This window comes from Burkholderia sp. HAN2018, assembly GCF_024704855.1.
Taxonomy (GTDB): Bacteria; Pseudomonadota; Gammaproteobacteria; order Burkholderiales; family Burkholderiaceae; genus Burkholderia; species Burkholderia cepacia.
The window spans coordinates 68390-90903 of sequence record NZ_QOBB01000003.1; the positions used below are offsets into that span (position 1 = coordinate 68390).

20 protein-coding genes are annotated in these 22514 nt (G+C 68.2%); 14 read left to right on the forward strand and 6 right to left on the reverse strand.

The annotated features are described in order from the left end of the window. Positions 1-182 precede the first annotated feature (182 nt). Positions 183-1118 carry a universal stress protein gene (locus DPV74_RS01420; protein WP_091919663.1) on the forward strand — a complete coding sequence of 312 codons (936 nt, stop codon included), beginning with the start codon at positions 183-185 and terminating at the stop codon, positions 1116-1118. 551 nt (positions 1119-1669) lie between these two features. Here DPV74_RS01420 and DPV74_RS01425 read toward each other — a convergent pair. Beyond that, positions 1670-2104, reverse strand: a complete 435-nt coding sequence (locus DPV74_RS01425) for a hypothetical protein (RefSeq protein WP_027791569.1) — start codon at positions 2102-2104, stop codon at positions 1670-1672. A gap of 552 nt (positions 2105-2656) precedes the next feature. On the opposite strand from DPV74_RS01425, the gene DPV74_RS01430 reads away from it, so the two are divergent. Together DPV74_RS01430 and DPV74_RS01435 are read left to right on the forward strand one after the other, a co-directional pair. Further along, positions 2657-2911, forward strand: coding sequence for a DUF3562 domain-containing protein (locus DPV74_RS01430; protein WP_060085258.1), 255 nt, complete (start codon positions 2657-2659; stop codon positions 2909-2911). Between the two features lie 355 nt (positions 2912-3266). Beyond that, positions 3267-5066 (forward strand): methyl-accepting chemotaxis protein, encoded by a 1800-nt coding sequence (locus DPV74_RS01435; protein ID WP_027791571.1) that lies wholly within the window; start codon positions 3267-3269, stop codon positions 5064-5066. Between the two features lie 58 nt (positions 5067-5124). On the opposite strand, the gene DPV74_RS01440 is transcribed toward DPV74_RS01435, so the two are convergent. Then, entirely contained in the window at positions 5125-6162 is a 1038-nt protein-coding gene (locus DPV74_RS01440) for a sigma-54-dependent Fis family transcriptional regulator (RefSeq protein ID WP_060171245.1), read from the reverse strand. 381 nt (positions 6163-6543) lie between these two features. Here DPV74_RS01440 and DPV74_RS01445 point away from each other — a divergent pair, with 381 nt between their 5' ends. From DPV74_RS01445 to DPV74_RS01455, 3 genes are all read left to right on the forward strand, one after another. Continuing rightward, on the forward strand, positions 6544-8535 hold the full coding sequence (locus tag DPV74_RS01445) for an ATP-binding protein (RefSeq protein WP_060315270.1): 1992 nt from the start codon (positions 6544-6546) through the stop codon (positions 8533-8535). 235 nt (positions 8536-8770) lie between these two features. Then, positions 8771-9316: a hypothetical protein gene (locus DPV74_RS01450; RefSeq protein WP_119336378.1), complete on the forward strand. Its 546-nt coding sequence runs from the start codon at positions 8771-8773 to the stop codon at positions 9314-9316. Positions 9317-9365: 49 nt separating this feature from the next. Continuing rightward, positions 9366-9977: a DUF4142 domain-containing protein gene (locus DPV74_RS01455; RefSeq protein ID WP_119336379.1), complete on the forward strand. Its 612-nt coding sequence runs from the start codon at positions 9366-9368 to the stop codon at positions 9975-9977. A 21-nt stretch (positions 9978-9998) separates the two neighbouring features. On the opposite strand, the gene DPV74_RS01460 is transcribed toward DPV74_RS01455, so the two are convergent. The 3 genes from DPV74_RS01460 to DPV74_RS01470 all read right to left on the reverse strand — a co-directional run bounded on the left by DPV74_RS01460 (position 9999) and on the right by DPV74_RS01470 (position 11573). After that, entirely contained in the window at positions 9999-10496 is a 498-nt protein-coding gene (locus tag DPV74_RS01460) for a PRC-barrel domain-containing protein (protein WP_027791576.1), read from the reverse strand. 57 nt (positions 10497-10553) lie between these two features. Next, entirely contained in the window at positions 10554-10985 is a 432-nt protein-coding gene (locus DPV74_RS01465; RefSeq protein WP_027791577.1) for a CBS domain-containing protein, read from the reverse strand. 339 nt (positions 10986-11324) lie between these two features. Beyond that, a complete protein-coding gene (locus tag DPV74_RS01470) occupies positions 11325-11573 on the reverse strand; it encodes a hypothetical protein (RefSeq protein WP_021162008.1) in 249 nt (82 codons plus the stop codon). Positions 11574-11714: 141 nt separating this feature from the next. On the opposite strand from DPV74_RS01470, the gene DPV74_RS01475 reads away from it, so the two are divergent. The 5 genes from DPV74_RS01475 (at position 11715) to DPV74_RS01495 (ending at position 17805) form a co-directional block, all read left to right on the forward strand. Continuing rightward, positions 11715-12014, forward strand: a complete 300-nt coding sequence (locus tag DPV74_RS01475) for a hypothetical protein (RefSeq protein WP_119336380.1) — start codon at positions 11715-11717, stop codon at positions 12012-12014. A 306-nt stretch (positions 12015-12320) separates the two neighbouring features. Continuing rightward, positions 12321-12632, forward strand: coding sequence for a hypothetical protein (locus tag DPV74_RS01480; protein WP_060085522.1), 312 nt, complete (start codon positions 12321-12323; stop codon positions 12630-12632). A 203-nt stretch (positions 12633-12835) separates the two neighbouring features. Next, positions 12836-13717, forward strand: a complete 882-nt coding sequence (locus tag DPV74_RS01485) for a MipA/OmpV family protein (protein ID WP_027791580.1) — start codon at positions 12836-12838, stop codon at positions 13715-13717. 96 nt (positions 13718-13813) lie between these two features. Further along, the gene (locus tag DPV74_RS01490; protein WP_119336381.1) at positions 13814-15508 is read left to right on the forward strand and encodes a VRR-NUC domain-containing protein; all 1695 of its coding nucleotides are present in this window, start codon (positions 13814-13816) and stop codon (positions 15506-15508) included. Next, positions 15505-17805 carry an ATP-dependent DNA helicase gene (locus DPV74_RS01495; protein WP_060195812.1) on the forward strand — a complete coding sequence of 767 codons (2301 nt, stop codon included), beginning with the start codon at positions 15505-15507 and terminating at the stop codon, positions 17803-17805. The genes DPV74_RS01490 and DPV74_RS01495 overlap by 4 nt, the downstream gene beginning before the upstream one ends. Before the next feature lie 121 nt (positions 17806-17926). On the opposite strand, the gene DPV74_RS01500 is transcribed toward DPV74_RS01495, so the two are convergent. Then, entirely contained in the window at positions 17927-18613 is a 687-nt protein-coding gene (locus DPV74_RS01500; protein WP_059683503.1) for a GntR family transcriptional regulator, read from the reverse strand. A 203-nt stretch (positions 18614-18816) separates the two neighbouring features. Here DPV74_RS01500 and DPV74_RS01505 point away from each other — a divergent pair, with 203 nt between their 5' ends. The 3 genes from DPV74_RS01505 to DPV74_RS01515 are packed head-to-tail and all read left to right on the forward strand — an operon-like array spanning position 18817 to position 22477. Next, complete coding sequence (locus DPV74_RS01505; RefSeq protein ID WP_060314810.1) at positions 18817-20148, forward strand: MFS transporter; 1332 nt, start codon at positions 18817-18819, stop codon at positions 20146-20148. A gap of 20 nt (positions 20149-20168) precedes the next feature. Beyond that, positions 20169-20912, forward strand: coding sequence for an enoyl-CoA hydratase/isomerase family protein (locus DPV74_RS01510; RefSeq protein WP_060195806.1), 744 nt, complete (start codon positions 20169-20171; stop codon positions 20910-20912). Beyond that, positions 20909-22477: an acyl CoA:acetate/3-ketoacid CoA transferase gene (locus DPV74_RS01515; RefSeq protein WP_060207359.1), complete on the forward strand. Its 1569-nt coding sequence runs from the start codon at positions 20909-20911 to the stop codon at positions 22475-22477. Before DPV74_RS01510 ends, DPV74_RS01515 begins: the two co-directional genes overlap by 4 nt. The last annotated feature ends 37 nt before the right edge of the window (positions 22478-22514 follow it).

Consider the following 22514-nt stretch of genomic DNA (forward strand, 5'->3'; position numbering starts at 1 on the left):
CTTGATCGCGATCATGCACGCGCGGGCCGGACGTCCTATGCTGAACGCATCGATTGTCCGCGCTTCGCGTGACATCCCGCCGATCCCCGCGACCGCGGCGGCCGTCCGGCCGCCGCGCGCCGCTTCCGCGCGAAGCTCCCGTCGTCGTTCCACGACGACGCGCACGCACGGAGGCCTTCGCCATGCAGCCTGCCCAGTCCATCCCGACGCTTGCGCGGATCGCGCTGGCCGTCGATCCGACGCCCGAATCGCTGTCCGCCGCACGCTACGCGCGCACGCTGCTGCGTCCCGGCATGCGATTGCGCATCGTCTGCGCAATCGACAACCCCCGCCTCGTATTGCCCGACATCCCGCGCATCGACGCGCTGCTGACGTCCGCGCGCGAGGACATGATGCGCGAAGCGCAAGCCACCAACGAGCGGATCGCCGCGCTGTTCGCCGATAGCGGGATCGAGGTCGAGCAGGCCATCGTCGATACGTCGGTGACGGGCGGCTCGGTGGCCGATGCACTGGTGAACGATACGTCGGAATGGCGCGCGGACGTGCTGATAGTCGGCGCGAATCCGCATCACGGGCTGCTGCGGCTCGTCGAAGGCGCGATGTCGGACACGCTGACGACACGCGCGCGCTGCGCGCTGCTGATCGTGCCGGCCGCCTATGCGCTGCCGTCGAATGGCGGCCTGCAGCGGCTGATGTTCGCGGTCGACGGCAGCGAGCCGTCGCTGCACGCAGTGCGCGTCGGGCTCGGCTTCGCGACGCCGACAACGTTGCTGTACGCGGCATACGTGATCGATCGCGCGGTTCGTCTGACGGATATCGTGCCGGTGCGCGCGCTCGAGGATGCCTATCGCGCGGAGGGCGAGGATGCACTCGCGAAGATCGGCCCGCTGTTCCATGCGACCGGGAACCCGACCAAGCGCGGTATCGTCGAAACCCGCCCGACCAGCGACGACGTCGCCCATGCACTGATGCGCGACGCCGTGCACTGGCGTGCCGAACTGCTGGTGGTCGGCACGCACGGCCGGCGCGGCATCGCCGCCTGGCTGATCGGCAGCGTCGCGCGTCGCGTGGCGCATCTCGCCCAGGTGCCCGTCCTGCTCGTGCGCGGTACCGAGTAAATCGCGCGGTGTCGAGATCGAAACCGGCCTGGTTTGATCTGCATCAGAAATGGCGCAAGTATCGCGTGAGACATTGACGGAACAACCGGCCGCGCGGCCGGTCTGTCGTGCATGCACCGCGCAACCGCGCGAGCGTCGAAGGCCGTGATCGACGGTGCATTCACCGGCATCACATCATTTTCCGGAGCCGCGACGTGCGATGCACGGCGCGTCATCCTGCCGAGAACTCTCTGGCACGAGGGTAGGCAGCCGTCGGCTGCCTTGGAGGACGGGCGGGGTGCAAGTCACCCCGTCCGCTTTCCGCATGGGTGTTGTCGTTGGCCCCGTCTGAAGTGCATTCCCCGCAGGAATCGTTGTCATTGCGACCGTGTGGAACGGCGCGTGGTGATGCGTGATGGCGCGCGGTTGCGCCGACGCGAAGTGGTGAGGGTCGCGGCGGGCTCACCGTTGCCGCGCCGTCGTCCTACAGGCTCGGCGTGCGGCAGGCGCTGCCGACGTTGCGCGGTGAGCAGCCATTGCACGGCCCCGTGCCGTGCCGGCCGCTTGCCCGCTCAGCCGGTGCGAAGCATCGACCGCAAGTCGTGTCGCCGGCCAGCGCCGCGGCGTACCCGCGGGCGCTGGCGCGCGACGTGCAGCGGCGCGCATAGGCCGCATGTACGGTTGCGCAGGCGGTTTGCATGCGGCCAGCCGGGGCGCGCCTTGCGGCGTGCCTCGACCGCGGCCGGCGCGTCGGGTGCGGCCCGTGCGCACAGTGCCGCGGCGAACCGTTGCAACGCGAGAACCGAGCCCGCGACGCTCTGGTACTTCTCGCGGCCGATCTGCCCGTCGAGCGTGACGAGCAATCCGGCTTCGCGAGCGAGCGCAAGCAAGGTGTCGATATCGTCCGACGGACGGTTGCCGGCCGGCACGGCCTGGGCGGGCAGGGCGCGTGCGTTGCCCGACGCGCGCCGTTGGCCGTCCCGGCCCGGTAAGTTGCGATGTGCCATGGTTGGTCTCCTGCGCCAGGCCCCGCATGCCGGCTCGACGGCCGGCTGAGCGATGACCTGTATGAACGTTTCGTCCATGTCACCAGTATCGTGGGGCGCCAGTACGCTGCCAAGCAGCGTGCGCTGAACTCGCTGTCAGGGATTGCGCGGTGCGTATCGGAATCCGCTGACACGCAGGGCGCCCGATCGGCCGTCCGGGCGACGATCCGCCCGTTCGTTCCGACGAATGGCCGGCGCGTGGCGGAGCGCGCTTGACGCATGATTTCGGCCGGTCTAAGTTCGCGGATGCATCGGCGTCGAGCAGCGTCCCATCGTTCGCCCGCCAGCCGGTGCCGCGCCCCGGGGTGGCGTGGCAGGTTTCCAGTCTCGTTCGCGGGCCGTTTGCGCCGCGAATCTTGCGCGGCCGGTTCGGGGACGGATCGGCACGGCGGCACGCAACGTGCCGTTGATCGCGCGCAAACACGCGCCGGCGCATCGCACGCCGCGCGGCCGTTCAGTCTTTAAGCTTCCAGTACCTTCTTCTTTTCGTTCCTCGACCGTCAGGAGTCGTCGATGTCCAAGGACAGTTTGCTCGATTCACTCAAGGAAGCCGCCAGGCAGCGCGCGATCGGCGCGGATCAGTTGCGTGCGATGCTCGACGACGAAGTGCGCGTATTGTCGTCCGACGCGCGGGTGCACGATTACATCCACGTGTTCGCGATCCGGCACCTGCGCGAACGGATGCGCCGGCAGGACGAGCTAGACAACGACACGCGGGCCGACGGGCCGCCCGCGGAAGCCGATCCGCGTCCGGGCCATCGCCTGTGACGGGCGCGCGCCGCAACTGATGACGCGGGCGCGGCGCGATCCGTCGCCGCGCTGCGGCCGGGTTCCAATCGACACGCATGCATCCGTCGACCGGGAACCGGCCTGTCTCGACCTCCTTTTCGACGCCTCCTGCCCACGCTCGCAGGTACCGTCGTCGCGTCCCGGCGGCGTGCGCGCGCGTCGCAGGACCGCGCAGTCATCCTGACGATTCGCCGACGATCCGCTGACGATCGGCATTGCGTTTTGTCAGACGTTTCACTGAATTGTCACAGTGGCCTCAAGTAAGCGGCGCGATTGCCGTTTACCCGGTGAATTCGTCCACCGGGCGTTCGCGCTCCCTTACCGAGTCGTTGCCATGTTCTCGTCCATCCGCGCCCGCATTCTCGCCGCGTGCGTCGCCATCGTCGTATTCGCGCTCGTCGCCACCACGCTCATCAACTACTTCATCGCGCGCTCGTACAACGACGACGCGATCGACCGCAACCTGACCTCCGTCGCAAGCGGACACGTGGTCGGGATTGCCGACTGGGTCGCCACCCGGAGCCGGATGATCGCGTCGCTGCAGGATGCCGCGCTGACGCCCGATCCGCTGCCGGTGTTCAAGCAGATGGCCACGGCTGGCGGCTTCACGAACGTCTACGCGGGCTACGCCGACAAGGCGTTCCACTTCTCCGACCCGACCGGCATCCCGCCCGACTACGATCCGACCGGCCGCCCGTGGTACAAGCAGGCCGCGCAGGCCGGCAAGCCGGTCGTCACGCCGCCTTACGTCGATGCCGGCACGGGCAACCTCGTCGTCACGTTCGCGGTGCCGATCCTGCGCGACGGTACGCTGAAGGGCGTCGTCGCCGCCGACGTCGCGATGGACACCGTGATCGCGAACGTCAAGTCGATCCACCCGACGCCCGCGAGTTTCGGGATGTTGATCGACAGCAGCGGCCATGTGGTCGCGCACCCGGATCCGAAGCTCACGCTGAAGCCGGTCGCCGACGTGTCGCCCGAACTCGGCGCGACGAACGGCGCGACGATCGCGGCCGCGACCGCGCCGGTCGAGGTGAGCGTCGGCGGCGACGCGAAGCTGGTGCGCGCGCGCCCCGTGCCGGGCACCGACTGGTACGCGCTGGTGCTGCTCGACAAGTACGAGGCGACGGCCGGGATGCGCTCGCTGCTGACCGCTTCGCTGATCACGCTGCTCGTGATCGTCGGCGTCGCGTCGCTGATCATCGGCGCGATCACCGCGACCGCGTTCCGCCGCCTGTCGCAAGTGCGCCAGGCCATGGCCGCGATCGGCTCGGGCGCCGGCGACCTGACGCAGCGCCTGCCGGCCGACGGCCGTGACGAAGTGGCCGACATCGCACGCTCGTTCAACAGCTTCGTCGACAAGCTGAACGACGTGATGCGCGAGATCCGCGATGCGAGCGAATCGGTGCGCACGGCCGCGAACGAGATCGCGGCGGGCAACCAGGACCTGTCGTCGCGCACGGAATCGGCGGCGGCGAGCCTCGAGGAAACGGCCGCATCGATGGAAGAGATCACCGCGACCGTCGGCCAGTCGGCGGCGGCGGCCGGCCAGGCCGACGAACGCGCGGCAGCCGCGTCGCGGATCGCGTCGCACGGCGGTGTGGTCGTGTCGGACGTCGTCGCGACGATGGAGAAGATCGAGGAAGCGTCGGGCCGGATCGGCGACATCATCGGCGTGATCGACGGGATCGCGTTCCAGACCAACATCCTCGCGCTGAACGCGGCCGTCGAAGCGGCGCGCGCGGGCGAGCAGGGCCGCGGCTTCGCGGTGGTCGCCCAGGAAGTGCGCAGCCTCGCGCAGCGCAGCGCGCAGGCCGCGCGCGAAGTGAAGGTACTGGTCGAATCGACGGTCGCGAGCGTGTCGGCCGGGTCCGGGCAGGTGCGTCAGGCCGGCGATACGATGCGCGAGATCGTCTCCAACGTGTCGAACGTGACGACGATCATCTCCGAGATCACGCACGCGGCGAACGAGCAGACGCGCGGCATCCAGGAAGTGAATCGCGCCGTGACGCAGCTCGACGAAATGGTGCAGCAGAACGCGGCGCTCGTCGAACAGTCGACCGCCGCCGCGACCGCACTGCAGTCGCAGGCGAACGCGCTCGCGACCACGGTCGGGCGGTTCAAGGTCGCGTAATCCTGTTGCGCACCGCGCAACCGCGGCATGCGGTGCGCGGGCGACACGGCCGCGCCGCTCAGGAGCGGCCGTTGTCGCGCATCAGCGCGAGCCGGTTGTAGAGCGTTTTCAGGCTGATGCCGAGCGCTTTCGCGGCGCGCGGCTTGTTGCCGTCGAAGTGGCGCAGCGTCGCCGCGATGAAGCGCTGCTGCGCATGGTGCAGCGTCGCGCCGAGCGGCAGCGCCATCGTGTCCTCCGACAGACGCTCGGGCGGCACCGCGGGCTTCGGCAGCGTGACGTCGATGCCTTCGTCCGACAGGATGTACGCGCGCTCGATCGTGTTGTGCAGCTCGCGGACGTTGCCGGGCCACGAATACGCGCGCAGTGCCGCGATCGCCGCGTCGGTCAGCCGCTTGTGCGCGCGGTGCCGCGCGTTGAGCGCGTCGACGAACTCCAGCGCGATCGTCTCGATGTCGCTGTCGCGCTGGCGCAGCGGCGGCACGTACAGCGCGAACGCGGCGAGGCGATAGAACAGGTCCTCGCGCAACCGGCCGTCGCGCACGGCTTCGGCCGGGTTGTGGCGCGTGGCCGACACGATGCGCACGTCGAGCGGAATCGGCTCGGTGCCGCCCACCCGGACGATCGCATTCGATTCGAGCGCCCGCAGCAGCTTCACCTGCAGCGACGCGGGCATTTCCGCGATCTCGTCGAGCAGCAGCGTGCCGCCGCGTGCGGCTTCGAAGAAACCTTCCCGCTGCGCGATCGCGCCGGTAAAGCTGCCCTTCTCGTGCCCGAACAATTGCGATTCCGCGATATCGGGCGGAATCGCGCCGCAGTTCACGGGCACGAACGGGCCGTCCCGCCGGGCACTGAGATCGTGCAGCCGGCGCGCGACGATATCCTTGCCGACCCCGCTTTCGCCGGCAATCATCACGCTGGCGCGGGTCGGCGCAATTTTTTCGATGCGGCCGAGCAGCGTGCGCATCGCGGACGAACGGCCCGACAAACGGCGGGCGTCTGCACGCTGCTTCGAACGGTTTGCGGTATCTCCCATCGGCATTAGCGGGTCGTTTTGAAAATCGGCATCACCCGTTCCGTTGATTGCAATATTTATCATCGACAGCGAAACGACCACGAAGGTGCCGCGGAATAGAAATTTCCAATGTGCGTGGCGGGGACGGAAGAAACAGGCCATCGATTCACCGCACGAATCGCGGCACTTCAGAGGTCCAGGCGCACATCGGTGCTTTTTTACAGCGCGCCGATGAAAAAGACGGTCGCGACACCTTGCGTCGATGCGTACCCCGATACCGGCCGGCGCCCGACCGGCCGCGGCCTTCGGAGCAGCCCGGCAGGCTGGCGCCGGCCGGCCGCCTGAAGCACGCATCGGGCATGTCGCTTGCGGGTGCCATCAGGCTCGCCCGGCACGCTCGACGGCAGGCTGGTCGACAAGCGGCATGACGCCGTGCGACGGGAGCCGGCGCGAGGCAAGGATGCAATGAGGACCCTGACCCGTGAGCTGTTACGGCAGGGTGCATGGGTCGTGCTGGCCGTCGGGCTGGCGTCCGCGCTGCAGGCGTGGACGGTTCGCGTCGTCGGCGGGCACGCGCCATTTGCGCCGCTGCCTTTCTATGCAGGCGTTGCGGCCGTCGCATGGCTGGCGTCGTTCGGCGGCGGCCTGGTCGCGGCCGCCGCGAGTGTGGCCGTGATCTGCGCGCTCTGGTGGCGCAACGCGCCGCTGGCCACGCTGCTCGAGCAGGCCGGCGCGTTCGTCGCGATCAGCTTCGTCGAGTGCGTGCTCGTGATGGCCGTGAAGCCGCTGCTCGCAAGCGATCGTCTCCGCGAATTCCATGACGACGGCGACGCCGGTGCCCGCGAGCCGCATGGCGAGCCTTCGCCGGCCGCGCGCGTGCCCGTACCCGACGACGGCCTGCTGCGCCGGGTGGTCGACGCGTCGCCCGACGCGATCGTCGGCGTCGATACCGCACACCGGATCACGAGCTGGAACCCGGCCGCGCGACGGATCTTCGGCATCGATGCGGCGCAGGCCGCCGGGCTCGACGTCGCCGAGCTGATCGCGCCGCGCTGGTTGCGGCGGCATCCGCTGTCCGGATCGCTCGCGACGCTACGTGCGCCGGTCGGTCCGTTCGACGTGCTGTGCGTGCGGCGCGACGGCGGCCGCTTTCGTGCGACTTTCGCCGCGTCGCCGATCGTCGATGCGCGGGGTGACTGCACGGGGCTGTCGATGACGCTGCGCGACGCGCACGAACGGCGCCGCGGCGAACGGCGCAACATGCGCTCGCTGCGCGGCGCGCGCGACGCACGCGCACAGGCGGACGCGTCGAACCGGCTGAAGGACGAACTGCTGGCCACGGTGTCGCACGAACTGCGCACGCCGCTGAACGTGATCTACGGCTGGGTCGAGGTACTGCGCAACGTCGACGGCGACGGGCTCGCGCAACAGGCGGTCGACGCGATCGACCGCAGCGCGCGGTCGCTGTCGCACATGGTGGCCGACCTGCTCGACGCGTCGTCGCTCGCGACGGGCCGATTGCGCCTCGAGCGCGTGCCGGTCGATCTCGTGCGGATCGTGCGCGATGCCATGCGGGAACTCGACGCGACGGCGCAGGCGAACGGGCTCGACCTCTCGACGAAATACGAAATGGCGACCTGCGTGATTCCGGCGGATCGCGAGCGCGTGCGCCAGATCCTGTCGAACCTGCTGTCGAACGCGATCAAGTTCACGCCGTCCGGCGGCCGCGTCGTCGTGTCGCTGACCCGGGCGGGCGAGCGTGTGCGGCTGTCGGTCGCCGACACGGGGCAGGGTATTGCGCCGGAATACCTGCCGCATCTGTTCGAGACATTCAGCCGGCCCGAACGCGCATTCGCATCGCCGAGGCGCGGCCTCGGGCTCGGCCTGTCGATCGTGCGCAACATCGCGCAACTGCACGGCGGCGAGGTCGTCGCGACGAGCGCGGGCACCGGGCGCGGGACGACCGTCACGGTCACGCTGCCGACCCGGTGGGATGTCGACGATCCGGCCGAGGACCTGCTGCACGCGGCGGGCACGCCGGATACGGTGGCGCTCGACGGCCGGCGCGTGCTCGTCGTCGACGACGACGCGACCTCGCGCGCGAGCCTCGCCGCGGCACTCGAAACGATGGGCGCGCAGGTGTCGACCGCGCAATCGGGGCACGACGCACTCGAAGTGGTGGAACAGGATGCGCCGAACGTCGTGCTGTCGGATCTCGCGATGGCCGACGGCGACGGTTTCTGGCTGCTCGACCGCATCCGTCATTTGCCAGGTGGCAGCGGACATCTGCCTGTCGTCGCCGTCACGGCGCACGCCGGCAACGCCGACCGGCACCGCGTGATGGCCGCTGGCTTCGATGCGTATCTGTGCAAGCCGGTGGACATGCCGACGCTGGCGAGCGTGATCGCCGATGTCGCGCCGGATGCCGGGCACGATCGGAACCCGCATGACCGGTAGCGGCGGATAGCCGGGGCATCGGGCGATATCGACCTGCAGGTTCGCCATCGCGCGGCCGAACCGACGGGCAGCGTACCCGACGAGCGGCAGCGCACGACGTCGACGGCGTGAGCCGCGTGCTCGACAGGCGGCAGATCCGCCGGAAGCAACGTGAGGCACCGGCAAAGCACCGGGCCGGTCGCGCGCCGCGTGCGCGCGGCCCGGTCCGGTACTTTGCCGGGCAGGAGGGATCGACATGGACACCATCATTGCCGGCCGTTTTTCGACGCTCGAGCAGGCGCAACATTGCGCGGAGCAACTGCGCGGCCACCTCGTGCATCGGGACGACGTGAAAGTCTTCTTTCTCAATCCGCCCGGGCAGCACGCGCTGTTCTGGCTCGGCGGTGACGCGTATGCGGATTCCGCCGCGCGGCCGGGCGGGAAGGGCGCGCTGGCGGGTGTGGCGATCGGGGCGATTGCCGGGCTGGCCGGAGCCGCGCTGCTCCACGTGGGCGGATTCCATTCGCCGCATGCATGGGTCGGCGTGCCGCTGGTCGGCGGTTACGTCGGCGCGTTGTGCGGCGCGCTCGGCAAAATGCGCGGCGATGCGCCGGAGGGCCGCGGCGCGCTGCAGCAGTGCGAGAACGGTGTCGTGCTCGCCGCGCATGTGACGCGACGCACGAGGGTGTTCGCCGAGCGGACGATGGTCGCCGCCGGCGCGCTGTCGGTGGAGCGAACCGAGGGGGCGTGGCGGCACGGCGCGTGGACCGATTTCTTCACATCGTCCCGGCGCCCGGCGTGACGGGAGCCCGCGCAACCGGCGCGTGCCGTCGCGACACACGGAGGTCGGAATGAAAGCGAACCGAACCCGCCGGCCGGCGGCGACCGTGCTGGCCGCGACCGTCGGCCTGCTGGCCGCCGCGTTTCCGCCGGCCCAGGCGTCGCCCGCTTCGTCGGCGCAGGTCGGGCCCGGTGTGATCCGCCCCGGCACGACGGCCGACGAGGCCGGCATGACGCAGCGGCCGACCGGTATCGATGCCGAGTTCGTCGACAAGGCCGGCATGATCGGCAAGGTGGAGCGGCAGGCCAGCCAGCTCGCGCTCGACCGCTCGTCGAACCCGGACGTGAAGGCGTTCGCGCGCCGGATGGTCGACGATCACCGACGGATCGCCGGCGAATTGCAGCAACTCGGGGCGGCCAGGGGCCTGCCGGTGCAGTCGCGGATGCTCGTCGATCCGGCCGTCACGGCATTGAGAACCAGGGAGGGGCGCGCGTTCGACACGGCCTATGTCGCGCTGGCGGGCCCGCGCGCGCATGAAGCGGCGATCCGGCTCTACGAAGCAGAGGCACGGAACGGCCGCGACCCGCAGCTTCGCGCGTTCGCGGCCAACACGCTGCCGATGCTCAACGCGCATCTGGCAGCCGCCCGGCAACTCGAGCGGACGGTGGCGGCCGCGCACTGACCGGCGTGACCGACGATCGCGTTACCGCTTGCCGCCTTCCGGGCCTTCCGGCGACGCCTCGTACGGCGGCGAGTCGAGCGCCGTTTCGCCTTCCTCGATGAGCCAGTACGGCGAACTGCCGTAGTACGCATGCAGCGCCTCGGCCCAGTCCGGATCGGCCATTGCCGGCCAGCGATTCCTGTCGAAGCCGGGGGCTTCGCGCACCCGTTCGGTGGCCACGGGCAGCACGAAGCATTGGCGCTCGACGTCGAGCACGAGTACGTTCCACGGCACCGCAAGCAGCTTGTCGCCGATCCCCGGCCGGCCGCGTGACGAAACGACCGCATACGCGACACGGCCGGAACGCACGTCGAGCATGATGTCGTCGACCTGGCCGATGTCGTCGCCGTCCATCGTCAGCACGCGATCGCCTTCGAGCGTGCGGGCGGCCATCACGTCGGGCCCCGGCCCGCCGCCGGCCGTGCGGCGGTCGTCGCCGACGATGCGCGTGGCGTCGCGCGACGGTCTGTCGGTTGTCATCGAACACCTCCTGGTCGAAGCGGCACCCGGGCGGGTCGCCGATATGAACGGCGCCGGTCAGCGCCGGCGCGGCAGCGACACGTCCTCGAGCGTATTGGCCAGTTCGTCGCGCTCGGGGCCGCCCGCGCGCGTCGCGATGTCGCCGAGCGACACCATGCCGACCAGCCGCCGGTGACGGTCGAGTACCGGCAATCGATGCAGCTGCACGTCGGCCATCCGCTGCTGGACGTCGCCGACACCGTCGTCCTCGACGCACCATTGCACGGGCCTCGACGCAACCGCCTGCACCGGCGTATCGAACGAATGGCCGTGCGACAGCCCGCGCACCGCAAGGTCGCGGTCGGTTACGATCGCGACGAGTTCGTCGCCGTCGCAAACGGGCAGTACGCCGATATCGAAGCGCCGCATCAGCTCGGCCGCGTGGCGAATCGTGTCGGTCGGCGCGACGCACACCACGTCGCGCGACATGATCTCGGTGACGCGATACATGAAGCCTCCTTCGTGAGCGGGACGATGTGCAAGCAGACGGCGTGCCGCGCGCGTGACACACACGCCGGGCCTCGACGGCCGTGCGACGGAGAAATTTGCCAGCCCGCTTGTACATCTTCCACGGCGCAAGCCGCGAACGGGCCGGACAGGGTGTCAGTGGCCGATGCCCGTCATCGCGACGATCACGAGCACCACTGCGCTTTCGATTGCCGCCAGCGCCGCGACGCCGGCGGCGCCGCTGATTTCATGCCATCTGCGTTCAAGGCGTTTCATCAGATCAACTCCGGATTGCCCCGGCGCACCGCTGCACCGCCGCGCAGCGCGAGCCGGGTGCCGCCGTCAGCCGTGATCGCGGGGCGGGGAAGGAACGTGCGGCGCGCGGCGTTCGTGCTCGCCGGACGGCCTGGCAGGGTCGATACGGGTCGCGCCGCCAACGGCGGGCGGGTCGCTGGCCGGAAACGTCTCCTCGAGTCCCTCGTCGATGCGCTCCTCCGTCTTGTCTTTCGACGGCGGGCGCGACGTGGCGAGCCAGAGCAGTCCGGCAGCCGGTGGCACGGCGTGGTGGCGGCCGGGGGCGTGAACGGTCATGGTCGAACCTCCTTGATGGCGATTGAAGGCGCAAGCGCCGTGCCCGTCATGCTTCGGCGGCACGGCGCTTGCGCGCCGGGGGCGGCGGACGGGGTGCGGCCACGAGGCACGCGCCGTCGGCGGGAACGAGAGGACAACGTGATGGATGCATCCAGGGAAAGGATACGTTACGACGCGAACGTGTGCGGCGGCGATTTCGGTCACGTGCGCGAGCGCTTCGACACGTGGAAACGCGAATCGCTGGTCTACCGGCCCGAGCGGCGCATGTTCGACGGCAAGGACGAGGTACGCGAACTGAACGGCACCGTCTACGACGGCCCGGAGCGCGCGCAGCGGGCGCTCGCCGAACAATGCGCGCCGTCCGACCCGTACGCGCTCGCGGTGCAGCTGACCGCGGAAGGACGCACGATGTGGCTGGTGATGGCGGCCTACGACGACTGAGCGAAACCGCCGACGTTCGCGGCGCGACAGCAGGCATGCTGCTTGCGCGCTCGCCGCGCCATCGAAATGCGCACGCCGCCGCGCAGGAGCGACATGAATATGCCATCCATGCTGCACCGCCCCGAGCCGACGACTCCCGACGTCGACCCGGACCCGCCGCCGCCCGGACACGACGATCCGGTCGACCCGCCGGTGCCTGACGGGCTGCCGCAGGGCGACCCGCCGTCGAACCCGCCGCCGATGCGGATGCCGGGCGGAAGCGGTGCATCGCGACCGGCCGCGCGAACCTTGAAAAGGAGGACCGTCATGGACATTCACGTGCAATCGCCAGACAAGCGCGCGATCGCTCAGGTGCTGGGCCGCTATTTCGAATCGCGTTCGCTGCGCTATCACATCGAGGAACTGCCGGGCGGCGTGCTGCAGATCGGCTATCGCGCCAGCGGCCGCCCGGCTGCCGTCACCGTGTCGTTCGACGATGCCGCGTACGACACCTATACGCACTGGGATGCGAGCCAGAAGCAGCTGGCGCTCGGCCGGCTCGCCGACGGCTTCTCGCGGATGATGTCGTCACGCAGCCCGGCCGCGCTGGCCGGCGACTATCACGTCGAACGATTCTGATTCATCCCTGCTTCGCCGGTCGATCCCCATGCAGGGCAAAGTGCCCGCGCGCAGCGGGCGCTTTGCGTCTGCGTGCGCGTCGCGTAGGATGTCCGTTAATTCAGCACACGCTACGTTCGCGCCGCAGCCTGGCAGCCGCTGCGGCCGAAGAGGCGCGATGCGCTTTCCTTCAGGTTCGTTTCGCGCAACCGACGGAGACCACCTTGGCCACAGTTGCTCGCCTGTTGCTGTCACCCGGCGCACGCCGGTTCGTTTCCGGCCTGTCGGCGTGCGCGGCGCTTGCCGCGGCCGGCGCCCGCGATGCGTCGGCCCAGACGCCTTCGCCGCTCGGCGAGTGGCAATACTCGGCGGGGGTGCCGCTCGAAAAACTGTTCGACCCGAACATTTCCACGTGGAATATCAGCGTGGGCGCTGCGATGACCCTGCAGCCGCGCTATGCGGGCTCCGACCGCTATCGCGTGATGGGCGGCCCGAACCTCGACATCCGCTATCGCGACCTGTTTTTCCTGTCGACGGGCGAGGGGCTCGGCGCGAACGTGCTGCGCGGGCCGAACTGGCGCGTGAGCCTGTCCGTCGGTTACGACCTCGGGCGCCGCTCGGCCGACGATATCCAGCACCTGAACGGCCTCGACAACATCAACGCGGCGCCGGTGATGAAACTGGCGGCCGATTACGTGATCTCGAAGGAGTTTCCGCTCGTGCTGCGCGCGGATATCCGGCGCAGCATCGGCGGCTCGAACGGCTGGGTCGGCGATTTCTCCGCGTACATGCCGCTGCCGGGCAGCAACGAGCATTTCTTCTGGTTCGCGGGGCCGACCGTGTCGTTTGCCGATTCGCGCTACATGAACAGCTGGTTCGGCGTGAACCAGGGGGCCGCCGCGCGTTCGGGGCTGCCGGCGTATTCGTCAGGGGCCGGGATCAAGTCGTACGGTGCGGGCGTGACCATGGCCTGGTTCGTGAACAAGCACTGGTTCATCACGATCGACGGCGCGATCGAGCAGCTCGTCGGCCGCGCCGCGCGCAGCCCGATCACGCAGCAGTCGACCAACGGCGTGTTCGACATGTCGGTGAATTACCAGTTCTGAGCAAGGCCGGGCAGCAGGGAGGCGATCGGGGCAGCGGCATTTCCCGTCACATTTGATATGATTCCGACCTGTACAAATGTACAGTGATCAATCCCCGTGACGCCTGCTTCGCCGACGCCCCCGGCGTTTTACTACCTGACCAATTTCGAACGCGCGCTGGCCTGGCTCGGCGCGCGTTACGACGACCTGTTCGATGCGCACGAGCACGCGTTCGTCCGGCAGTTCGCCGCGCTGCCGCAGGCGTCGCGTGCGCTGCTCGTCCGGATGCTGATGCGCAACGGGTCCGATTTCCGCGCGAGCAAGCTCGTGTACGACGAAATCGGCTGCGTGCTCGACGCGGCCGCGCCGCTCGTCGAACTCGGCTGGATCGATCCGGCCCCGGCGCTGACGCTCGACGAACTGTTCGCGCTGTCGACCAAGGCCGATCTGCTGCGTATCTTCCCGGCACTCGCCGCGCATGCGGGCGAGCGCAAGCCCGAGTGGCTCGAACGGCTGCGGCCCGCGCACGACATCGCGCAACCGCTCGACGCGTGGTGCGCGCAGGCCGGCGACCGCGTGCTGCGCGTGACGGTCGGCGCGCTGTGCGACCGGCTGCGCCTGATGTTCTTCGGCAATCTCCACCAGGACTGGAGCGAATTCGTGCTCGCCGATCTCGGCGTGTTCCAGTACGAAAGCGTGCCGATCGCGCCGTCGTCGCGCGCGTTCCAGCAGCGCGGCGACGTCGACACGTATCTCGCGCTGCAGACGTGCCGCGATGCGCTCGACGCATGGCCCGACGATCTGCCGTTCGACGACCTGGTGCATGAGATCGACGCGGTCGGCTGCGCGCAGCCCTGGCTCGCGACGCGTCGCGCGAAGCTGCTGTTCGCACTCGGGCAGACGTGCGAGCGCCGGGCCGACTGGGCCGGCGCGCTCGACGCGTATGTGCGCAGCGCCTGGCCCGGCAGCCGCCATCGGCGCATCCGCGTGCTCGAACGCTGCGGGCGTGACGAAGATGCGCTTGCGCTGGCGCTCGAGGCGCGCGGCGGTTTCGAGAGCGACGAGGAGCGCCAGCGTGTCGAGCGCATGCTGCCGCGCCTGCAGCGCCGGCTCGGCCGGCGCGTCGAACGCGCGGCTTCGGCGGCGGACGTGCCGCGCGAAACGCTCGTGCTCGCGCGCCCCGATGCGTTCGTCAGTGTCGAATTCGCGGTGCGCGACCATCTCGCGCAACCGGCTGCGCCGGTCCATTACGTCGAGAACACGCTGATCAATTCGCTGTTCGGGCTGCTGTGCTGGGAACCCGTGTTCGCCGCGGTACCCGGCGCGTTCTTCCATCCGTTCCAGCGCGGCCCGGCCGACCTGCACGCGCCCGATTTCGCCGCGCGCCGTGCGGACGCATTCGCCGCGTGCTTCGCGCAACTCGATTCGGGCGCTTATCGCGAGACGATTCGCCGGCATTTCGCGACGAAGGCGGGGCTGCAATCCCCGTTCGTGTTCTGGGGCGTGCTGAGCGACGCACTGCTCGACGAGGCGCTTGCGTGCCTGCCGCCGGAACATCTGCGGCTGTGGTTCACGCGCCTGCTCGCGGATATCCGCAGCAACCGTTCGGGGCTGCCCGATCTCGTCCGCTTCTGGCCCGGCGAGCGCCGCTACGAACTCGTCGAGGTGAAAGGCCCCGGCGACCGCCTGCAGGACAACCAGACGCGCTGGCTCGCATACTGCGTCGCGCACGGCATTCCGGTGCGCGTGATCGATGTCGAATGGGCCGGCGCGGACGTCGTGCCCGTCGAAGCGGCGGGCCTGTCCGCATGAGCTACGTCGTCGCGGTGCGGGCGATGTGCGAGTTCACCGCGCGGCGCGGCGATCTCGACCTGCGCTTCACGCCCGCGCCCACCGCGCTCGAAGGCATCGCCGGCCACGGCGCGGTCACGTCGAACCGAGGTGCACGCTACGAAACCGAGATCGCGCTGACGGGCACGTGGGGCACGCTCACCGTGCGCGGCCGCGCGGACGGCTACGATCCGGTGGCGAACCGCCTCGAGGAAATCAAGACCTTCCGCGGCAGCCTCGACGCGATGCCCGCCAACCACCGCGCACTGCACTGGGCGCAGGCGAAGGTCTACGCGCACCTGATGTGCGACGCGCGCGGCCTCCCGGAAATCGATGTCGCGCTCGTCTATTTCGACATCGTGTCCGAGCGCGAGACGGTGCTGACGCAAACGCTGGGGGCGGCGGAGCTCGCGGCGTTCTTCGCCGAGCAGTGCGCGTGCTTCGTCGGCTGGGCCGAACGCGAGACGGCGCACCGCGCGGCGCGTGACGCGGCGCTGCGCGCGCTCGCGTTTCCGCACGGGCAGTTCCGCAGCGGCCAGCGCGAGCTGGCAGTGGCCGTCTATCGCGCGGCCCGCGACGATCGTTGCCTGATGGCGCAGGCGCCGACCGGCATCGGCAAGACGCTCGGCACCGTGTTTCCGCTGCTGAAGGCCTGCGGCGAGGGCGAGCTCGACCACGTGTACTTCCTGACCGCGAAAACGCCCGGCCGCGCGCTCGCGCTCGAAGCGGCGGCGACGCTCGGCGCCGGCACGCCCGCGCTGCCGCTGCGCGTGCTGGAACTCGTTGCGCGCGACAAGGCGTGCGAGCATCCCGACAGTGCGTGCCACGGCGAGTCGTGCCCGCTCGCGAAGGGTTTCTACGACCGGCTGCCGGCCGCGCGCGACGCGGCGATCGAGGCCGGGCTGCTCGACCGCGACACCGTGCGCGCGGCCGCGCTCGCGCACGACGTCTGCCCGTATTACCTGTCGCAGGAGCTCGCGCGCTGGTCCGACATGGTGATCGGCGACTACAACTACTACTACGACGGCAGCGCGATGCTGCACACGCTCGCGCAGCAGAACCAGTGGCGCGTCGGCGTGCTCGTCGACGAAGCGCACAACCTGCTCGATCGTGCGCGCAAGATGTACAGCGCATCGCTCGATCCGTTCGCATTCGCGGCCGCGCGCGAAGCCGCACCCGCCGCGCTGCGCAAGGCCTTCGACCGGCTCGCCCGCGCGTGGGGCACGGTCAACCGCGCGCAGGCCGAGCGTTATGCCGCGTATCCGGAGATACCGGGCCCGATCGTGTCGGCGTTGCAGAACCTCGTCGCGGCGGTCGGCGAGCACCTGGCCGACGCGCCGCGCGCGAACGGCGATGCGCTGCTGCGGTTTCATTTCGAGGCGATCCAGTTCGGCGTGCTCGCCGAAGCGTTCGACAGTGCGTCGATCTTCGACGCGACGCTGCACGGCGAACCGATGCCGCGCCAGCCGGCGCTCGACGGCGTTGCGTCGGCCGGCCGCCGGCGCCGCGTCCAGTCGACGCTGTGCGTGCGCAACGTGATTCCGGCCGGCTTTCTCGCGCCGCGCTACGAAGCCGCGTGCGCGACCGTGCTTTTCTCGGGCACGCTGAGTCCGTTTCATTTCTACCGCGACACGCTCGGATTGCCCGGCGACACGGGCTGGCTCGACGTCGACGGGCCGTTCCGCGCCGAGCAGCTGACGGTGCGCGTCGCGAGCCACGTGTCGACCCGCTGGCGCGACCGCGACCGGTCGCTCGAACCGATCGTGGACCTGATCGCCGCGCAATACGCGACGCGGCCCGGCAACTACCTCGGGTTCCTGAGCAGCTTCGACTATCTGGGGCGCGTGGTCGCGCTGATGCAGGCACGGCACCCGGACGTGCCCGTCTGGGCGCAGGCGCCCGGCATGACCGAAGGCGAGCGCGACGCGTTTCTCGCGCGCTTCGACGCGGGCGGGCGCGGCGTCGGCTTCGCGGTGCTGGGCGGGGCGTTCTCGGAAGGCGTGGACCTGGTCGGCGAGCGGCTGATCGGCGCGTTCATCGCGACGCTCGGGCTGCCGCAGGTCAACGACGTCAACGAGCAGATGCGGCGTGCGATGGACGCACGCTTCGGCAACGGCTACGACTACATGTACCTGTATCCGGGCTTGCAGAAGGTCGTGCAGGCGGCCGGGCGCGTGATCCGCACCGAGCACGACGAAGGCGTCGTGCATCTGATCGACGACCGTTACCGGCGGCGTGAAGTGCGCGATCTGCTGCCGCGGTGGTGGCGGATCGGGTAAGGCAAGGGCCGCCTGAGCGTGGTGTACGCGAACCGGCCGGTGCCCGTTGCCGCGCATTGTCCGCGTGCGTTTCCGCCCGAATCGCTTCGTGGATCAAAAAGTTCGACGCGGTCGCGCGACATCAGATCTGATGCGGCTCGAAATCACGTGTAAAGGATTGCTTCGTAAAGGCGTCGACGTAGTCCATCATCGTATCGGCCGCGAGTCCGGCTTCCCGCTCGTCGCCGTCGGCGATCGCGCGTGCGACACGGGCGTGCAGCAGGCTGACCTTCAGCAGATCGTTCAGGTCCGTGTGATGGATGAAATAGAAACGCCGGGACAGCGCATGCAACGGCGTGATGGCCTCCGCCGCGAACCGGTTGCGCGCGAGCTGCGCCATGAGCCGATTGGCTACATACAAGCTTCGAAGATACGCAAGCACGTCGCGCGACTCGCCGGCGACCTCGAGCTTCGCGGCGACTTCCCGCATCCGGTTCCGCTCGTCGGGTAGCGCACGCCGCGCCGCGCGCTGGGCAATGAGGCGCTCCAGTTCGCGGCGTGTTTCGAGCACCAGCAACTGATCATGGATATTGGGCACCGTGATCATGATGCCGTGACGCGGCACGATCTCCAGCAGGTGCGCCGCGGCCAATCGTTGCGCGGCTTCACGAACCGGCGTGCGCCCGGTATTCAACTTCTCCGCGAGCGACACCTCCGACCATACGCTGCCGGGCGCCAGCTTCAGGGTCACGATGAGTTCTTCCAGTTGCTGATGGGCCTGATCGGCAAGTGATCCGCTGGTCTGTCCGGTCGGTTCTGTCTGGTACATGGGCCATCGCCTCAAAAATGTCACTGACATATTAACGTGACTCGCGCCGCGCATCCAACCCCTGCATACCGGCCAGCCCGCGTCTGGTTGCGCGGGTATACCCGCTTTGACGATCGAGCCTCTCGTTAATATTCTACTAACATATCAGCGATATCCGAATGATGTGGGGCTTGGCGTAGCAACTCGAATCGCAAGGAAACCGTATGAAATCAAGAGTCGATTACCGGTGGATCATTGCCACCGTACTGTTCGTGGCTTACAGCATCCAGTTCCTGGATCGCGTGAAAACCAATCTGCTCAACCCGCTGATTGCGGCCGACATCGGGATGAGCGCCGCCGATATCGGTACCGGCACATTCCTGATGCTCATCTTCTACGGCCCTTCGCAATACGTGTCCGGTGTGCTGACCGACAAGTACGGCGCGAAGAAGATGCTGATCTTCTCGGTCATCTCGTGGTCGCTGATGACCGCGTGGATGGGTTTCCTGCACACCCGGAACGAGTACTTCATCCGGATGGCGCTGTTCGGGGTACTGGTCGGCACGGAGTACGTTCCGTCGGCCCGCGTGCTGATGCGGTGGTTCAACAAGGAAGGGCGGGCGCGGGCGCAGGCACTGCTGTCGTGGGCGTGGATCCTGACGCCGGCATGGGCCAGCATCTTCGCCACGCAGCTGGCCGCGCACACGGGTAGCTGGCGTCTGGTGTTCTTCATTTCCGGCGCGCTTGGCGTGATCCCGCTGGCCCTGATCGCGTATTTCGTCTTCGACCGCCCCGAACAATATCCCCGCATCACCCAAGCGGAGCTCGAATACAGCTACAAGGACGAGATCGAGGCGGGTGTACTGGACGGCAAGAATTTCTCCGACGTGCAACGCCGGATCCTGAAGGTCAAGCATTTTTCGTTCCTCGACTTGTTCAGGCATCCTGCCTATATCGCGGTCGTCGTGGTCGACGTCGTGATGCAGGTGACCTATTGGGGCGCATCGATCTGGATTCCGATCTATCTCGCAGACAAGTTCGGATTCAAGATCCAGACGATGGGCTTGTGGGCCGGCCTCTATTTCGTGGCGGGCGCAATCGGCAGCTTCGTGTCTTCCTACCTGTCGGACAAGGTTTTTCGCGGCAACCGCCGCATCATGATCGCGACCTGCTTCGCGGGGCTGATCCCGTTCCTGCTGGTGATCGCGACACTGCGAGACGGCAACCAGCAACTCCTCGCGTTTGCGCTCTGCGGGATGGGCTTTTTCGCAAATATGGCGTGGGGGCCGTTCCTGACCGTGCCGGCCGAAATCTTCACCCCGGAGGTGTACGGCAAGGCCATGGGATTCGTGAATGGCGTCGGCTACGTCGTCGCGGCCTTCAGCGCGAAGATTTTTGCGAGCCTCATCGTCACCACTTCGGCGGGCAAGGACTATTCGAACGGCTGGATCTTCCTTGCCGGGTGCGTCCTCGTCGGCATCCTGGCTTCCTGGTTCATTCGTATCGAGCGAAACGACCCGGCGCGCACCTCGGCCAATGAACCGGCTACGACCTGAGCATATTCGGAGGGTATTTCATGTTACTGAGCGAGCATCAAGAAGCGGTCAACATCCTGACCATCGATCGCCCGAGGCGTCGCAACGCGTTGGGCACCGACCTGATCTGCGGGTTGAAAACCGCCTTGCGCGACGCCGAGGCGAACGACGAAGTCCGCGCGATCGTCCTCACCGGTACCGAACCCGGCTTTTGCGCGGGGAGCGACCTCAAGGAACTGGGCAACATGAGCATGGCCGAGATGCGCGAGCACGAAGCGGTGACGGCCGCGCTGGCGCGGAGCATCTCGATGCTTCGCAAGCCGGTTCTGTGTGCGGTGTCGGGCTTTGCGCTGGGCGGCGGGGTGGCGCTTGCCGCGGCATGCGATCTCGTCGTGACGACCGCGACGTGCCGATGGCACATGCCGGAAGTGAAGATCGGCTGGATTCCGCCGTGGGGCCTGGAATTCCTGCTGGGCCGATGCACGCCGGCAACCGCGCGGCGCCTCGCGTGGGGCGTCGAAGCCATCGACGGCGCCGAGGCGCAGCGCCTTGGTCTCGCCGATTACGTGACGCAGGAGGCGAGCGCGCTGCCGATGGCGCTGGAGGTCGCGAACACGCTCGCGAGCTATCCGTTGCCCGCGGTCGTTGCCACCAAACGCTATTTCCGCGACAGCTTCGCCGCCCACGGCGAGATTCGCGACGCGGAAGCCAATCTGTTGTTCGCCGAGAACTGCGAACATCCGGTCGCGAAGGCGACCCTCAATGCCTTCGGAGTCAAAGCATGACCAAGATTTGCACAGCGCAGGAAGCCGTATCGAAGATTCCCGATGGCTGCGAGGTGGCGAGTGTCGGCGTGATCGGATGGATTACGCCGGATCGCATCCTGCGGGCCATTCGCGAGCGCCACGATCAGGTCGGTTCGCCCTCGAACCTCTCGTTTTATTTTCCCTGCGGCACCGGCGACTCGATGGGGATCAAGGGCATGGACTGGGTGGCCAAGCCGGGGCTGATGAAGCGCATCGTATCGGGCTCGTACGTCAATCCGGTCGATCCGCGCACCGGCAAACGGCCGGAACTGATGCGGCTGATCCGGGAGAATGCGATCGAAGCCTATAGCTGGCCGATCGGCGCGAGCATGCACTGGCTGCGCGAAGTTGCGCGGCGGGGGCCCGGCTACCTCACGCGGATCGGGTTGGGAACCTATGTCGATCCGCGTCAGCATGGCGGCAAGCTGACCGGGCGCAGCGAGGAAGACCTGATCAAGCTCGTCGAGTTCAACGGCGAAGAGTTCCTGTTTTATCCGACGCGCAAACTCGATGTCGGCATCATTCGCGCATCGAGCGCGGACGAGTTCGGCAACCTGTCGTTCGAAAGCGAGGCGCTCATGTCGTCGTCGCTCGCGATCGCGCTCGCCGTCAAGGCATGCGGCGGCCGTGTGATCGCGCAGGTCCAGCGCATCACCGAACGGCGTACGCGCGCCGTCCAGGACGTCAAGATTCCCGGTGTGCTGGTCGATCATGTCGTCGTCGACGCCGAGCAACTGATGGTGACCGATACGCCGTTCGACGCAGCCTACCTGGGCGGACAGCCGCCAACCTTCAACGGCCTCGCGCCGCTGCCGCTGACGATCGACAAGGTCGTCGCGCGACGGGCCGCCCGCGAGGTACCTCGCGAGACGGTCAGTATCTTCGGATTCGGTGCATCGTCCGACGCCCCGCTGACGATGTGGGAGGACGGCCTGTTCGAAGGCGACCGGATCAACGACTACTGGATGACGACCGAGCATGGCACCTTCGGCGGCCTCGTGATGAGCGGCTGGCAGTTTTCCGCGAACCTTTATCCGGAGGCGTTGCTCGACGGCCTGAACCAGTTCGATTTCATCAATGGCGGAAACTGCCGGTTCGCTGCACTCGCGTTTGCGCAATTCGATGCCGCCGGCAACGTCAACGTCAGCCGTTTCGGTGCGTTCAACCCCGGAGCGGGCGGATTCATCGACATCGCATACAACGCACGGGACCTGATCTTTACCGGCACCTTTACGACGGCCGGGCTCGAGGCCGAGATCGGGGCAGGCGGGCTCAACATCGCGCGCGAAGGGCGGGTCAGGAAATTCGTGTCCGAGGCCGAGCAGATCACCTATCCGGTGATGAAGAACGTCAGGGAGCGCGGGCAGACGGCCAAAATCATCACCGAGCGCGCGGTGTTCGAAGTGGAGCCGGACGGACTTGTCCTGACCGAGGTGGCAAAGGGGATCGATGTGCAGCGGGATGTGCTCGAGCAGATGGCGTTTCGCCCGAAGCGGATCGCCGAGAATCTCAAGCTCATGGAAGCCGAGCTGTTTGCGGATTGACGATGGCGCCTGCGGCTACGATTCGCGATGGCCGCGG